Consider the following 13,860-nt stretch of genomic DNA (forward strand, 5'->3'; position numbering starts at 1 on the left):
TCATCCGATCCTTGCGGATCGGCGCAAGGACACCGCCGCCTACGCTTCTCTTCCCCTCTCAACAATGTCAAAGAGCATGTCTCACAAGAGACTGGAAAGAACCTCAAGGACCCCGGCTTTCCTTGCGGACGATCCAGGACTTGAAGCTTCCCCCGGCAGCAGCCCCAAAGAACCGCGCCGTCGATGAAGATGTTCTACTCGAACCCTCTCAGAAGGTCAACACCATTTTCGAAAATTTTTCCGAAATCGGCATCGCCCGTCGCCACGCCTCAGCAATCAGGCAAGCTTCAGCGTTCACAGAGAGCGTATTCGCCTCTGCGTTTACTTGATCCAGATCGACAACATCGATCTGGAACCTTCTTTTTTCGTCAGAGGAACCATGAAGGGCTGCCATATACTGGCGCTCATGGCTCGTGCCGCAGATCAGGATCCTCTGGGATCACCGATCGAGACCCGAACGCATACGGGATCCGAAGACCTCGGCAGCGTCGGCGTCTTTTGAGATTGAAGCTCGCCTGAACTGAATTCCGGCGGGGTTGCGGATATGTCGATTCCCGGTTCGTTTGTCAACACCCGGCAAGCGAACACCGAAGGCATTTCCCTACTCCCTCGACAGCCAAGGTAAACGGAAGCGCTGTTCCGCCGGCCTTAGCCTCGATTGTGAAAGAAATGGAGCGGGCGATGGGAATCGAACCCACGACATTCAGCTTGGGAAGCTGACGTTCTACCTCTGAACTACGCCCGCGCGCCCTTATTCATATCCGGCCTTCCGGCGATCCGGCAAGGGGGGTCAGCGGAAGTGCTTCGAGAGCTTCAGCCCCTGGGCCTGGTAGTTCGAGCCAGCGCCGGCGCCGTAGAGCACCTTCGGCCGCTCGGCCATGCGCTCATAGACGAGCCTTCCAACAATCTGTCCGTCCTCCAGGATGAAGGGCACGTCGCGGGACCGCACCTCGAGCACGGCCCGGGCCCCCTCCCCTCCGGCTTCAGCATGACCGAAGCCCGGATCGAAGAAGCCGGCGTAGTGGACGCGGAACTCGCCCACGAGGGGATCAAAAGGCACCATCTCGGCCGCATAATCCGGAGGCACGTGCACGGCCTCTTTCGAGGCCAGGATGTAGAACTGGCCCGGATCCAGGATCAGGGTGTGGGAAGCATCCGCGTAGAGCGGCTCCCAGAAGTCGGCGACGCGGCAGGAGCCCGGCTTGTCCACATCAACGAGGCCCGTGTGTCGCTTGGCCCGGTAGCCGATCAGGTTGTCCGGCCCGAAACCGGCGAGATCCACACTCACCGCCACACCATCCTGGATCGAGGGTTCGGCGGAGGTCACCACCCTTTCGCGCTGATGGAGCTCCAGGAGTTCCGCATCGCTCAGGCGCACTTCGCCCCTGCGCAGGCGCAGCTGGGACAGACGAGTTCCGGTTCGGACCAGCACCGGGAAGGTCCGTGGTGAGATCTCGGCGTAGAGACGCCCGCGATAGCCGGCCCCAATCGTATCGAATTCCTGGCCCTGATCGGCGATGACTCTGGTGAACACGTCGATACGGCCTGTGGAGCTCTTGGGGTTTGCGGCCGCCGAGAGATCCCCTGGCAAAGCCAGTTCCTCCTGGAGTTCCGCGATATAGACACTGCCGGTCTCCAGGATGGCACCCAGGCTCAGATCAATCTCGTGAAAGCTCAGCTGGTCGAGACGGTCGCGCACCGTATGGTTCCGGCCTGGCAGAAAGCTGGCCCGGACCCGATAGGCCCGGCGCCCCAGCCTGAGATCCAGGCTCGCCGGCTGGACCTGATCCGGCGCAAAGGGCGTCTCAGGTCTGATGGCACCCGCCTCCGCCAGGCGCATGATGGCATCAGCCGATTGGATTCCGTCCTTCAACGCTACCATGTCCGTCATCCGAGAGCCCTGCCGTCTTCAGAGTGTTGAGCCTGACAGTATCCTCTAAGCCTTGTTACGGAATTCTCAATCGCTTTCCTCAGGATCGTCCCGGAAGGCGTGCCAAGCCAGGGTGATGCGGGCCAGCGCGCTCATCACAGTCAGCCCGGCGAAGGCATAGGCCAAGATCGGGAAGTGCTGCGGAAGCAGGATCATGACGGCAAAGAACAGGATCGTCTCCGTGCCCTCCATAAAGCCTGCCGTGAAATAGATCGATTTGATGCCCCGGATGTCGCTGCTCATGCGCCGCTTGGCGGCAACGGCCGCGAAGGCGAGGAAGCTCGCGCCGTTTACATAGAAGGAGAACAGAAGGACGGCTGCCGGCAATGCAAAGGCGCCAGAGTCCCGCAGGGCAAAGGCCAGAGGGATGGCTCCGTAGATGGCGAAATCGAGCACGATGTCTAGGAACCCTCCCCGGTCCGTCCGCCGGGTGGAGCGGGCGATGGCGCCATCCAGGCCATCGAGGAGCCTGTTGAGCCCGAAGAGGACGAGCGCCGCCGCGTCGAGATTCAGGGTGATCATAAGGGCCGCGGCGAGGCCGATCCCCAGCCCTACGAGTGTCACGGCATCGGCGGCGACCCCCATTCCTGCAAGGCTCTGCCCGAGGCGATCCAGCGGCGGATCCATCCTGCGCCGCATCCATCCGTCGAGCATAGCCGTTCTCCTCAGCCTCGATTGACGAGGTGTGAGGACGGCCTTACCACGGGGAGGTCGAACTCCTCTACTGGCTGAAGGCAGCTCATGTACAAGGCTGTGACCCGCGGCATCTCTGTGACGGTAACGCCCCGCTACATGCCCGAAGAATCTTCCCCCGACGACGGCCGCTACTTCTTCGCCTACACGGTGGAGATCATCAACAGGAGCCTGGAGCGGGTTCAACTGCGCGCCCGCCACTGGCGTATCACCGACGAGCACGGCCATGTGCAGGAGGTGCGCGGGGCTGGCGTGGTCGGCGAGGAGCCGGTGCTCGGGCCGGGCGAGAGCTTCAGCTACACGAGCGGCTGCCCCCTGACGACCCCGAGCGGCACCATGCAGGGCACCTACCTGATGGAAACCGCCGGCGGCGAGACCTTCGACGCCGAAATCCCCGCCTTCTCACTCGATATCCCGCGCGCGAAGCGCGTGCTGCACTGAGGTTCCCGATGTCATCCCAAGGCCAGCGGCTCACGCCGCTCGAAATGCTGGCGAAGCTCGTGTCGTTCGACACGGTGAGCTCGAAGTCGAACCTGCCCCTGATCGAATTCGTGGAAGACTACCTGCAGAGCTGGGATGTGCCGTATGTGCGCGTGCCGAACCAAACCGGCGACAAGGCGGCCATCTATGCAACGGTCGGCCCGCAGGACCGTGGCGGCATCGTGCTCTCCGGCCACACGGACGTGGTGCCCGTGACAGGTCAGTCCTGGACGACCGATCCCTTCACCCTGCGGGTCGAGAGCGGGCGCGCCTATGGACGCGGCGCGGTGGATATGAAGGCCTTCGATGCTCTCGCCTTGGCGCTCATCCCGGAGTTCCAGGCCGCGAACCTCATGACGCCGATTCACATCCTGCTTTCCTATGACGAGGAGACGACCTGTCTCGGCGTGGTCGACGTGATCCGACGCCTCGGCCATGACCTGCCGCTGCCGAAGGCGGCCATCGTGGGCGAGCCGACCATGATGGAGGTGGTGGATGCACACAAAAGCGTCGTCACCTTCAGCACGACGGTGCACGGCTTCGAGGCGCATTCGTCGAAACCGTATCTCGGCGCGAGCGCCGTGATGACGGCGGCCGAGCTGATTGCGGAACTCAACCGCGTCGGCGATGACATGATGGAGCGCGGCGACACGAGCGGGCGCTTCGATCCGCCCTATACGACCGTGCATGTGGGTACGATTGCAGGCGGCACGGCGCGCAACATCCTGTCGAAATCCTGCAGCTTCCATTGGGAGTTCCGGGGCCTGCCGAACCTCGATCCCGAGGAGATTCCAAACCGTCTGGAGACATTCGCGCAGGAGGTTGCCCTCAAGCGTCTCAACCGCTTCGGTGACTTCGGGCGGATCGAGACGAAGCTTGAGGTCGCCGTGCCAGGCCTCGCACCGGAACCGGGATCCTTTGCGGAGACTCTCGCCCTGCGGCTCGCTGGCAAGAACCACACGCAGACCGTACCATTCGGCACGGAAGCTGGCCATTATCAGGCGGCAGGCATTCCAACCGTGGTCTGCGGGCCTGGCTCCATCGATCAGGCGCACCAGCCTGATGAATATATCACGCTGGATCAGCTCGAAGCGGGCGCGGCCTTCATGCGCCGGCTCGCGGCGGCATGCGCGAGTTCATAAACTTACCTGTCAGCACCTAACCTCATCCTGAGGAGGTCCCGGAGCGACCGTCTCCAAGGAGGATCCAGTGCTCTCTGGAAGATCCTTCGAGACGCAGCCTCACGGCGGCTCCTCAGGATTGAGGTGAGTGTGTGTTGAAAGGCCGCGTTATGCTTCCGACTTGGCGATCTCGGCCTCCACCTTCACCGGGTCGAGATCGTAGAAGCGGGAGCAGAACTCGCAGGTGATGCCGATGCGGCCGTTCTCGCCCACCATGTCGCGGCGGTCTTCCGGCGGAAAGCGGCGCATCATCCCCATGATGCGCTCGTGCGAGCAGGTGCATTCCTCATGCACGTGCTGCCCTTCGAAGACGCGCACGCCGCGCTCGTGGAACAGACGATAGAGAAGCGTCTCGCTGGACACGGTGGGATCGATCAGCTCATGGTCCTCGACCGTACCGATCAGGGACTTGGCCTCCATCCAGGCATCGTCCTCGGACGGCGCCGCCAGATCGTTCGACGGGTGACCCTCGGGAACATCACCCGGATCGAGATCCGCCTGCCGCAGGCGCTCGGGAGACGAGGGCAGGAACTGGATCATCAGACCGCCGGCGCGATAGGTGTGGCGGCCGTTCTCGAACTGCTCGGCCACGGCGAGCCGCACCTGCGTCGGGATCTGCTCCGACTGGCGGAAATACTGGTGCGCCGCCTCCTCGAAGCCTTGGCCATCGAGCGCGACGACACCCTGGTAGCGGCTGCGCTCGGATCCCTGGTCGATGGTCATGGCGAGATAGCCGGAGCCTAGAAGTTCGCCCGTGCCCGCCGAGGCTGGATCGAGCGTTTCGAGCCGGTCCTTGTCGAACCGGGCCGTGGCGCGCAGGCGGTCCGGCGCATTGAAGTCGACCACCACCATGTCGATGACGCCGTCGGTCTTGGTCTGCAACTGGAAGCGCCCCTCGAGCTTGAGGGACGCGCCGAGCATGACGGTGAGCGCCGCCGCCTCGCCGATGACGCGGGCCACCCGGTCGGGATAGCCGTGGCGGGCCAGGATTGTGTCGATGGAAGGACCGAGGCGCACCACGCGCCCGCGCACGTCGAGGGGCTCGACCGCGAAGGGGAGGACGACGTCATCATTTCCTTCAAACGAGGCTGAACTCATGCGCTTGCTGCTCCGAGGCACCAGGCTAGGATGCCCTTCTGGGCGTGAAGCCGGTTCTCGGCCTCGTCGAAGACAACGGATTGCGGACCGTCCATCACTTCATCCGTCACCTCCTCGCCGCGATGGGCGGGAAGGCAATGCATGAAGATGGCCTCCTTGTCGGCCACGCCCATGAGCCTGCCGTTGACCTGATAGGGCTTGAGCAGGTTCTGGCGGCGGAACTCGTCGTCGTCGCCCATGGACACCCAGCAATCGGTGATGACCGCGTGGGCCCCATCGGCGGCCTCGAAGGCATCGGTGGTCACGCTGATCTTGGCCCCTTCCTGTTTCGCCCAGGACAAAAGCTCCGGACGGGGGGCAAGTTCCGGCGGGGACGCGATCTTCAGGGTGAAATCGAGACGCGCCGCCGCGTGAACCCAGGAGGCGAGCACGTTGTTGGCGTCGCCCGTCCAGGCTACGGTCCTGCCCTCGATGGAGCCGCGATGCTCCTCGAAGGTCATGATGTCGGCCATGATCTGGCACGGATGCGTCATCTTGGTCAGACCGTTGATCACCGGGATCGAGGCGTACTGGGCGAGCTCCGTCACCATGGCATGATCGAGGGTGCGGATCATGATGGCGTCCACGTAGCGCGACAGAACTCGCGCGGTGTCGGCGATGCTCTCGCCGCGGCCGAGCTGCATCTCCTTGCCGGTAAGCATCAGGGTCTCGCCGCCGAGCTCGCGCATGCCGACATCGAAGGAGACGCGGGTGCGGGTCGAGGGCTTGTCGAAGACCATAGCCAGGACCTTGCCCTCGAGGGGGCGCTCCTTGGCCTTCTCGCCGCGGCGGCGCTTGGCCTTGATCTCGGAGCCGATCTTCAAAAGGCCCCGGATATCCGCTCCGGAGAAATCGCTCAAGTCGAGGAAGTGGCGGGTTGTCATTGAACGGCTCCCCGCTGGGCGGCAGAGGCCTGCCCGGCTTCGATGGCCGTGCAGGCGGCCTCGATGCGGTTGACGGCCTCGCCGATCTCCGCGTCGCTGATGATCAGCGGCGGCAGGAGGCGGGCCACATTGTCGCCGGCCCCGATCAGGAGCAGCTTCTGGGCACGGGCGGCGGCGATGAACTCGGTGTTGGGCACCACAATGCGCAGGCCCATCATGAGGCCGTTGCCGCGCACAGTGTCAATGACGCCAGGATGGCGATCCTTCAGCTCGGCGAGGCGCTGCTTGAGCAGGAGGCCCTTGCGTTCCACCTCCTTCAGGAAGCCGGGTTCCAGGATCACGTCGAGCACCGCGTTGCCCACCGCCATGGCCAGCGGGTTGCCCCCGAAGGTGGTGCCGTGGGTGCCGACCGTCATGCCCTTGGCGGCCTCGGCCGTGGCAAGGCACGCACCCATCGGGAAGCCGCCGCCGATGCCTTTGGCGACAGACATGATGTCGGGCGTCACACCGGTCCATTCATAGGCGAAGAGCTTGCCGGTGCGCCCGACTCCGGTCTGGATCTCGTCGAAGATCAGGAGCAGACCCTGGCTGTCGCAGAGATGGCGCAGCTCGCGCAGGAAAGCGTTGGAGACGGTCCGGATGCCGCCCTCGCCCTGGATCGGCTCGATCATCAAGGCGGCGGTCTCAGGGCCGATCACGGCCTTCAGGGCATCCAAGTCCTCGACGGGCACCTGATCGAAGCCTTCCACCTTGGGGCCGAAGCCCTCCAGGTACTTGGCCTGGCCGCCGGCCGCGATGGTCGCCAGCGTCCGGCCGTGGAAGGCGCCCTCGAAGGTGACAATGCGGAAGCGCTCCGGATGTCCGTTCACGGAATGATACTTGCGGGCCATCTTGATGGCGGCTTCATTCGCCTCGGCGCCGGAATTCGAGAAGAAGACCACGTCTGCGAAGGTGTTCTCGACCAGGCGCTTGGCCAGCCGCTCCCCTTCGGGGATCTGGAACAGGTTCGAGGTGTGCCAGACCTTGGAGGCCTGTTCGGTCAGGGCCTGAACGAGGTGCGGATGAGCGTGTCCGAGGGCATTGACGGCAATGCCGGCCCCGAAATCAAGGTATCGCTCGCCATCTCGGCCGAAGAGCCAGGGGCCCTCCCCTTTCTCGAAGGAAAGCTCGGCGCGCGCATAGGTCGGCAGCAATGGCGATGTCACAGGTTGTCTCCGCCTCCAAGGACCCAAGGTCGCACCCGGGTCCGAAAAAGAAAGCGCCGCCCCAACGGGGGCGGCACGAATAGGGATTCTACCGAGGTGCGAGACCCTGTCAATTCAAGAGAAATGAACTGACTCATCACAAGGAACTTTTCCCAAAGGTCAGTTCCTTGGGGAAAACGACAGGCCCTGTCCAGGGACTCTTGCGCCGGAGTCCACCCATCCTGTAACTTCGGGTCAGTCGAGTACGGCATTCGTGCGGCGGCATTCACCCTCAGGAGCGGCCCAAGCAACGCGGTCGGACACAAAAACCCTGTCCGCGATGTATCCGGGATTCTGAGCGTTTGAAGGCCGCCTCCGATGGAGGCAGATTGAAAATGATAGATGCGGGCGCAACTTGGACGGACGAGCGGGTCGAGCTTCTGAAGAAGCTCTGGACCGATGGTTTGAGCGCGAGCCAGATCGCCGCCGAGCTTGGCAACGTGACCCGCAACGCGGTTATCGGCAAGGTTCACCGCCTCGGCCTGTCCGGCCGCGCCAAGGATGCCAAGCCGGCCGCTTCCGCGGCGGCGGCCCGCCCCCGCAAGGGAACCCGCGCGCCGAGCGCGCCGGCGCCGATTGCGCCCCAGCCCCACGTCAACAACGTGGTGGTCGCGCCGATGGCGCTCCAGCCCATCACCCAGGAGCCGAGCGTCTACGTGGAGGAGGACCTTGCCGTCCCGGTCTCCGAGCGCGTGACCATCATGGACCTGCGTGAGTCAATGTGCCGCTGGCCCATGGGCGACCCGACCAAGCCGGAATTCCGCTTCTGCGGGGCTCGCTCCATCACGGGACTTCCCTATTGCACCCACCACGCCCGCATCGCCTACCAGCCGGTGGCCGACCGGAAGCGCGAGCGGAAGCTCGCCCGGGCATAAACCTCAAAGTTTTCAAAAGAAAAGGGCTGCGCTGATCGCTTCAGCGCAGCCCTTTTCCTTGATTGTATCCTGTGGTTCAGGCCTCCATCGCCTGCTCCTCGCGAGCAAAGGTCTCGTCGAAGGAGTAGCCGGCGCCCCGCACGGTGCGGATGGGGTCGGGCTTGCGCGGCAGGTTGATCGCCTTGCGCAGGCGCCCAACATGGACGTCGACCGTGCGCTCGTCGATATAAACGTCGTGGCCCCAAACGGCATTGAGCAGGTGCTCGCGGGAAAAGACGCGGCCTGGGCTCTGCATCAGGAATTCCAGCAGGCGGAACTCCGTCGGCCCCAAGTGCAGCTCCTGGCTCGCACGGCGCACCCGGTGGGTCTCTCGGTCGAGCTCGATGTCGCCAGCCCTGAGGAGGGTCGCAATGTGGGCGGGCTTCGTCCGGCGCAGGAGCGCACGGACCCGTGCCAGCAGCTCCGGCACGGAGAAGGGCTTCACGATGTAATCGTCGGCACCGGTGGACAGCCCGCGGATGCGGTCGCCCTCCTCGCCGCGCGCCGTGAGCATGATCACCGGCAGGCGTTCGGTTTCCGACCGGGCGCGGATGCGGCGGCACAGCTCAATGCCGGAGAGTCCAGGCAGCATCCAGTCGAGCAGCACGATGTCGGGCACCTGCTCCCGCAGGCGGATCTCCGCCTCGTCGCCGCGGGAAACGCCGTCCACCTCGTAGCCCTCGGCCTCGAGGTTGTAGCGCAGGAGGAGCATCAAGGGCTCCTCATCCTCCACAATGAGAACGCGAGGCCCCATGGTCAGGCTCCTGCCTCGACCGTCGTGTCGATGGAACGGTCGTTCTTGGGCCGGTCGATGGCCAGCGTTTCGGCCGTGACGAGATAATGGACCGTCTCGGCGATATTGGTGGTGTGATCGCCGATGCGCTCGATGTTCTTGGCACAGAAGAGGAGATGCGTGCAGAACGAGATGTTGCGCGGGTCTTCCATCATGTAGGTGAGGAGTTCGCGAAACAGCGAGGTGTAGAGCGCGTCGATGGCGCCGTCGCGTTTCCACACGTCGAGCGCCTTCGCCGTATCCTTCTGCGCATAGGCGTCGAGCACGTCCTTGAGCTGGCCCATCACCAGATCGTTCATGTGCCGGAGCCCGACCACGATCTTGTGCGGCTGGAAGTCGTCGCCGATGGCAAGCGCCCGCTTGGCGATGTTCTTGGCAAGATCGCCGATGCGCTCCACGTCGCCGGCGATGCGGATGGCCGAGATGGTCTCGCGCAGGTCGACCGCCAGGGGCTGACGGCGTGCGATGGTGAGAATGGCGTTCTCCTCAACCTCGCGATGGAGCACATCGAGGCGCGGGTCGGACGCGATCACCGTCTGGGCCAGAGGCTTGTCGTGGCGGGCCAGCGCGGCAACGGAATCGACCAGCATCTTCTCGGCGATGCCGCCCATCTCGGCGATGCGCTGCCGGAGCCCCTGGAGATCGGTGTCGTAGGAGCGGACGATATGCTCTGACATGAAGGTTCTCCCTGAGCCGCTTCGATCAGCCGAAGCGGCCCGTGATGTAATCTTGGGTCTGTTTCTTGGTGGGGTTCATGAACATCTTGGTCGTCGGCCCGAACTCCACGACCTCTCCGAGATACATGAAGGCGGTGAACTGCGAGATGCGCGCCGCCTGCTGCATGTTGTGCGTGACGATCACGATGGTGAACTCGGAGCGGAGCTGCTCGATCAGCTCCTCGATCTTGCCGGTGGAGATCGGGTCGAGCGCCGAGGTCGGCTCGTCGAGGAGGATCACTTCGGGCTTCTGCGCGATGGTGCGCGCAATACACAGGCGCTGCTGCTGGCCGCCGGACAGGCTCATGCCGGACTGACGCAGCTTGTCTTTCGCCTCATCCCACAACGCTGCCTTGCGCAGGGCCTCCTCGACGCGGCCGTCGAGTTCTGATTTCGGCAGCCTCTCGTAGAGTTTGATGCCGAATGCGATGTTGTCGTAGATCGACATCGGGAACGGCGTCGGCTTCTGGAACACCATGCCGACGCGGGCGCGGAGTTCGTTCACATCGATCGAAGGCGACAGGACATTCTGCCCGTCGAGCAGGATCTCGCCGTCCGCGCGCTGCTCAGGGTACAGGCTGTAGATGCGGTTGAAGGTGCGCAGCAGGGTCGACTTACCGCAGCCGGACGGGCCGATGAGCGCCGTCACCTGCCGGTCGTAAAAGTCGAGGGAGATATCCTTCAGGCTGCGGAAGTCGCCGTAATAGAAATTCAGGTTTCTGACGGCGATGCGCACCGGCGCTTCTGCATTTCCAGCGGCGGCTTTTCCGACGGCGCTGCTCGTATTAAGGGCAATCGTGCTCATCGGACTCTATCCTTCCTCAGGAGCAGGCGCGCCACGATCGACAGCGCCAGGATCGACATGGTGATGATGAGGGCGCCGGCCCATGCCAGTTCGCGCCAGTTCTCATAGGGCGAGAGCGCAAACTGGTAGATCATGACCGGCAGGTTGGCGACGCCACCCATCAGGTTGGGGTTGAACCAGAAATTATTGTTGAGGGCCGTGAACAGCAGCGGCGCGGTTTCGCCGGCGATGCGGGCGGTGGCCAGCAGCACGCCGGTCACCATGCCGGCCCGAGCCGCCTTCCAGCTGATCTTGATGATCACGGTCGACATGGGCGCACCGAGCGCAGCACCCGCCTCGCGCAGCGGACCCGGCACGAGGCGCAGCATGTCCTCCGTGGTGCGCACGATCACGGGAACCGCGATGATCGCGAGGGCCACCCCGCCCGCCCAGCCGGAATAGCCGCCCATGGGCTGCACCATGAGCATGTAGACGAAGAGGCCGATGAGAATGCTGGGCGCGGCGAGCAGGATGTCGTTCACGAAGCGGATGACCTCCGCGAGCTTCGAGCCCTTCCCGTACTCGGAGAGATAGGTGCCGGCCAGCACGCCCACAGGCGTCGCCACCACGATGCCGAGCACCGTGAGGATCAGGCTGCCCACGATGGCGTTTGCGATGCCGCCGCCCTGGCTCCCCGGTCCCGGGGTCGTCTCGGTGAACACCGCCAGCGACATGCCGCCGATCCCTTCGACGAGGAGCATCAGAAGGATCCAGCCGAGGACGAAGGCGCCCAGGACCGTGAACAAGGTGCAGATGATCTTGAGGGCGCGGTCGGCCACGTGGCGGCTGCGGCGCACCCGCCCCCAGGGGGCAGGAGCGGTCGTCGGTTCAGCTGCGGCCGGGTGCTGCAGAGCGGTGTCCATCATGTACTCCTCAGCCCACCTTCACCCGGGACACCAGGATCCTGGCGAGCACGAGCACGGTGAACGTGACCAGGAACAGGATGCAGCCCAGCGCCATGAGGGCGTTCAGCTGCAGGCCGATGGCCTCGTTGAATTCGTTGGCGATGCGCGACGCGATGGTGGAGCCCGGGTCGAAGAGCGAGCCCGACAGGCGGTTGGCATTGCCGACCACGAAGGTCACGGCCATCGTTTCGCCGAGCGCGCGGCCGAGGCCGAGCATGATCGCGCCGATGATGCTGACGCCGGCCTGGGGCACAAGCACGTTGCGGACCACTTCCCAGGTGGTGCAGCCGATCCCATAGGCGCTCTCGCGCAGGATTGACGGGATCTGATCGAGAATGTCCCGCGCGATCGAGGCGATGAAGGGGATGATCATGATCGCCAGAATGATTCCGGCTGTGAGAATGCCGACGCCGGAGGGGGTGCGCGCATACAGGATGGTGCCGATGATCGGCATTCCCTCGACGATGTTGGAGACGGGGATCTGAACGTAGTTGGCGAACAGAGGCGCGAAGACGAAGAGGCCCCACATGCCGTAGATGATGCTGGGAACGGCCGCCAGGAGCTCGATGGTCGTCGCCACGGGCCGCTTGAGCCAGGGCGGGCAGAGCTGCGTCAGGAAAATGGCGATGCCCAGGGACAGAGGCACGCCGATCACAAGGGCGATCAGCGCCGTCGTCAGCGTTCCGACGATGGCAACCCAGGCGCCGTACTGGTCTTCGTTGACGTTCCAGACGCTCGACGTGATGAAGCCGAGGCCGAATTCACGGAAAGCGGGCATCCCGCCGTAGATCATCGATCCGATGATGCCCAGCAGCACGATCAGCACCAGAAGGGCGGATGCGAGGCTGGCCAGTCGGAAGAGCCTGTCGAAGCTGGGTGGAGTGGACCGACGAGCGGGAGCATCCGCGCTCGTAACGAGACGTTCTTGCGAGAGAGCTACCATTCGCCGATCCGCTGTGTTGTTTGATCGAGGTCAGATTACTGCGTGAAGACAGGCTGACCCGAAGCGTTCTTGATCTCGCTCTTCCACGTCGCGCGCACCTGATCCTTCAGCTGGGCGGGAAGCGGGACATAATCGAGCTCAACAGCCATCTTGTCGCCGTTCTTGAACGACCAGTCGAAGAACTTCAAGGCTTCAGCCACCTGCTCCGGCTTCTCGGGAGCCTTGGGAACGATGATGAAGGTCGGAGCCGTGATCGGCCAAGCCTCATCGCCCGCCTGGTTCGTGAGCGAGATCCCGTAGCCGGGGGTCGACTTCCAATCCGCATTGGCGGCAGCGGCCTGGAACGTCTTGGCTTCCGGCGAGACGAACTTGCCGTTCTTGTTCTGGAGCTGAGCGAACGGGATGCTGTTCTGCTTGGCGTAGGCATATTCCACATAGCCGATCGAGTTCGGCACCTGCTTCACGAGAGCGGCGACGCCCTCATTGCCCTTGCCGCCCTGACCCACGGGCCACTGCACCGAAGAGCCCGCGCCAGGCCCGCTCTTCCAGGGCTCGGAGACCTGGGACAGGTAGGTGGTGAACACGCTGGTAGTGCCGGATCCGTCGGAGCGGTAGACCGGAGTGATCGTCGCGTTGGGGAGCGTCACGCCTTGGTTGATCTGGGCGATCTTGGCGTCATTCCATTTGGCGATCTTGCCGTTGAAGATGTCAGCGAGAACCTCGCCCGTCAGCTTGAGCTGACCGGCGGAAACGCCCTGGACGTTGTAGACGGGAACCACGCCGCCCATGACGGCCGGGAACTGAACGAAGCCGTCCTTCTGCAGTTCCTCGCCTTTGAGGGGAGCATCGGTCGCACCGAAATCGACGGTCTTGGCCCGGATCTGGCGGATGCCGCCGCTGGAGCCGATGGACTGGTAGTTCAACCGGTTACCCGTCTCCTTGTTATAGGCCTCGGCCCATTTGGCGTAGATCGGGAACGGGAACGTCGCGCCTGCGCCGGTGATGTCAGCGGCAGAGGCCGTGGTCGTAAAGCTCGCGACGGCAAGGCCAGCCGCAATGGCGTAGGACATGATCTTCAAGGGTCAATCTCCTGTTCATGCAGCGTGACAGGCGGCTTTACAAAGCCAGGGCCGCGTCACGTGATGGGACAGCTAGGCCCGACGGATGTCTCCTCTACGACAGTTGGATGACAATTA

At 63.9% G+C, this 13,860-nt stretch carries 15 protein-coding genes and 1 tRNA gene; 3 read left to right on the forward strand and 13 right to left on the reverse strand.

Annotated features, from left to right (window positions below; translation table 11 throughout):
- Positions 1-208 precede the first annotated feature (208 nt).
- From AC0QTX_RS20930 to AC0QTX_RS20945, 4 genes are all read right to left on the reverse strand, one after another.
- Positions 209-394 carry a hypothetical protein gene (locus AC0QTX_RS20930; RefSeq protein ID WP_474605754.1) on the reverse strand — a complete coding sequence of 62 codons (186 nt, stop codon included), beginning with the start codon at positions 392-394 and terminating at the stop codon, positions 209-211.
- A gap of 276 nt (positions 395-670) precedes the next feature.
- Positions 671-745: transfer RNA gene (locus AC0QTX_RS20935), tRNA-Gly, on the reverse strand.
- A gap of 45 nt (positions 746-790) precedes the next feature.
- Positions 791-1,882, reverse strand: a complete 1,092-nt coding sequence (locus AC0QTX_RS20940; RefSeq protein ID WP_474605755.1) for a 2'-deoxycytidine 5'-triphosphate deaminase — start codon at positions 1,880-1,882, stop codon at positions 791-793.
- Between the two features lie 75 nt (positions 1,883-1,957).
- The gene (locus AC0QTX_RS20945) at positions 1,958-2,584 is read right to left on the reverse strand and encodes a CDP-alcohol phosphatidyltransferase family protein (protein ID WP_474605756.1); all 627 of its coding nucleotides are present in this window, start codon (positions 2,582-2,584) and stop codon (positions 1,958-1,960) included.
- A gap of 87 nt (positions 2,585-2,671) precedes the next feature.
- Between AC0QTX_RS20945 and apaG the strand changes: the two genes are divergently transcribed.
- Together apaG and argE are read left to right on the forward strand one after the other, a co-directional pair.
- A complete protein-coding gene (apaG, locus tag AC0QTX_RS20950) occupies positions 2,672-3,064 on the forward strand; it encodes a Co2+/Mg2+ efflux protein ApaG (RefSeq protein ID WP_474605757.1) in 393 nt (130 codons plus the stop codon).
- Between the two features lie 8 nt (positions 3,065-3,072).
- The gene (gene argE, locus AC0QTX_RS20955; protein ID WP_474605758.1) at positions 3,073-4,245 is read left to right on the forward strand and encodes an acetylornithine deacetylase; all 1,173 of its coding nucleotides are present in this window, start codon (positions 3,073-3,075) and stop codon (positions 4,243-4,245) included.
- Positions 4,246-4,392: 147 nt separating this feature from the next.
- Here argE and AC0QTX_RS20960 read toward each other — a convergent pair whose 3' ends face one another.
- The 3 genes from AC0QTX_RS20960 to AC0QTX_RS20970 are packed head-to-tail and all read right to left on the reverse strand — an operon-like array spanning position 4,393 to position 7,510.
- Positions 4,393-5,382, reverse strand: a complete 990-nt coding sequence (locus AC0QTX_RS20960; RefSeq protein ID WP_474605759.1) for an Hsp33 family molecular chaperone — start codon at positions 5,380-5,382, stop codon at positions 4,393-4,395.
- Positions 5,379-6,305, reverse strand: a complete 927-nt coding sequence (gene argF, locus AC0QTX_RS20965; RefSeq protein ID WP_474605760.1) for an ornithine carbamoyltransferase — start codon at positions 6,303-6,305, stop codon at positions 5,379-5,381. Before argF ends, AC0QTX_RS20960 begins: the two co-directional genes overlap by 4 nt.
- Positions 6,302-7,510, reverse strand: a complete 1,209-nt coding sequence (locus AC0QTX_RS20970) for an acetylornithine transaminase (protein ID WP_474605761.1) — start codon at positions 7,508-7,510, stop codon at positions 6,302-6,304. The genes argF and AC0QTX_RS20970 overlap by 4 nt, the downstream gene beginning before the upstream one ends.
- Positions 7,511-7,884: 374 nt before the next feature.
- Here AC0QTX_RS20970 and AC0QTX_RS20975 point away from each other — a divergent pair, with 374 nt between their 5' ends.
- Positions 7,885-8,424: a GcrA family cell cycle regulator gene (locus tag AC0QTX_RS20975; RefSeq protein WP_474605762.1), complete on the forward strand. Its 540-nt coding sequence runs from the start codon at positions 7,885-7,887 to the stop codon at positions 8,422-8,424.
- 76 nt (positions 8,425-8,500) lie between these two features.
- Here the strand turns inward: AC0QTX_RS20975 and phoB are convergent, their stop codons facing one another.
- From phoB to pstS, 6 genes are read right to left on the reverse strand one after another with little or no spacing between them, the layout of a single operon-like run.
- Entirely contained in the window at positions 8,501-9,217 is a 717-nt protein-coding gene (phoB, locus tag AC0QTX_RS20980; protein WP_474605763.1) for a phosphate regulon transcriptional regulator PhoB, read from the reverse strand.
- Positions 9,218-9,219: 2 nt separating this feature from the next.
- Positions 9,220-9,933 carry a phosphate signaling complex protein PhoU gene (gene phoU / locus AC0QTX_RS20985; protein ID WP_036348087.1) on the reverse strand — a complete coding sequence of 238 codons (714 nt, stop codon included), beginning with the start codon at positions 9,931-9,933 and terminating at the stop codon, positions 9,220-9,222.
- Between the two features lie 25 nt (positions 9,934-9,958).
- Complete coding sequence (gene pstB / locus AC0QTX_RS20990; RefSeq protein ID WP_474605764.1) at positions 9,959-10,777, reverse strand: phosphate ABC transporter ATP-binding protein PstB; 819 nt, start codon at positions 10,775-10,777, stop codon at positions 9,959-9,961.
- Entirely contained in the window at positions 10,774-11,682 is a 909-nt protein-coding gene (gene pstA, locus AC0QTX_RS20995) for a phosphate ABC transporter permease PstA (RefSeq protein WP_474605765.1), read from the reverse strand. Before pstA ends, pstB begins: the two co-directional genes overlap by 4 nt.
- A gap of 7 nt (positions 11,683-11,689) precedes the next feature.
- Positions 11,690-12,664: a phosphate ABC transporter permease subunit PstC gene (gene pstC, locus AC0QTX_RS21000; protein ID WP_474605766.1), complete on the reverse strand. Its 975-nt coding sequence runs from the start codon at positions 12,662-12,664 to the stop codon at positions 11,690-11,692.
- Between the two features lie 35 nt (positions 12,665-12,699).
- A complete protein-coding gene (pstS, locus tag AC0QTX_RS21005) occupies positions 12,700-13,743 on the reverse strand; it encodes a phosphate ABC transporter substrate-binding protein PstS (protein ID WP_474605767.1) in 1,044 nt (347 codons plus the stop codon).
- Positions 13,744-13,860: the final 117 nt, after the last annotated feature.

The organism is Microvirga sp. jy35, assembly GCF_056148915.1.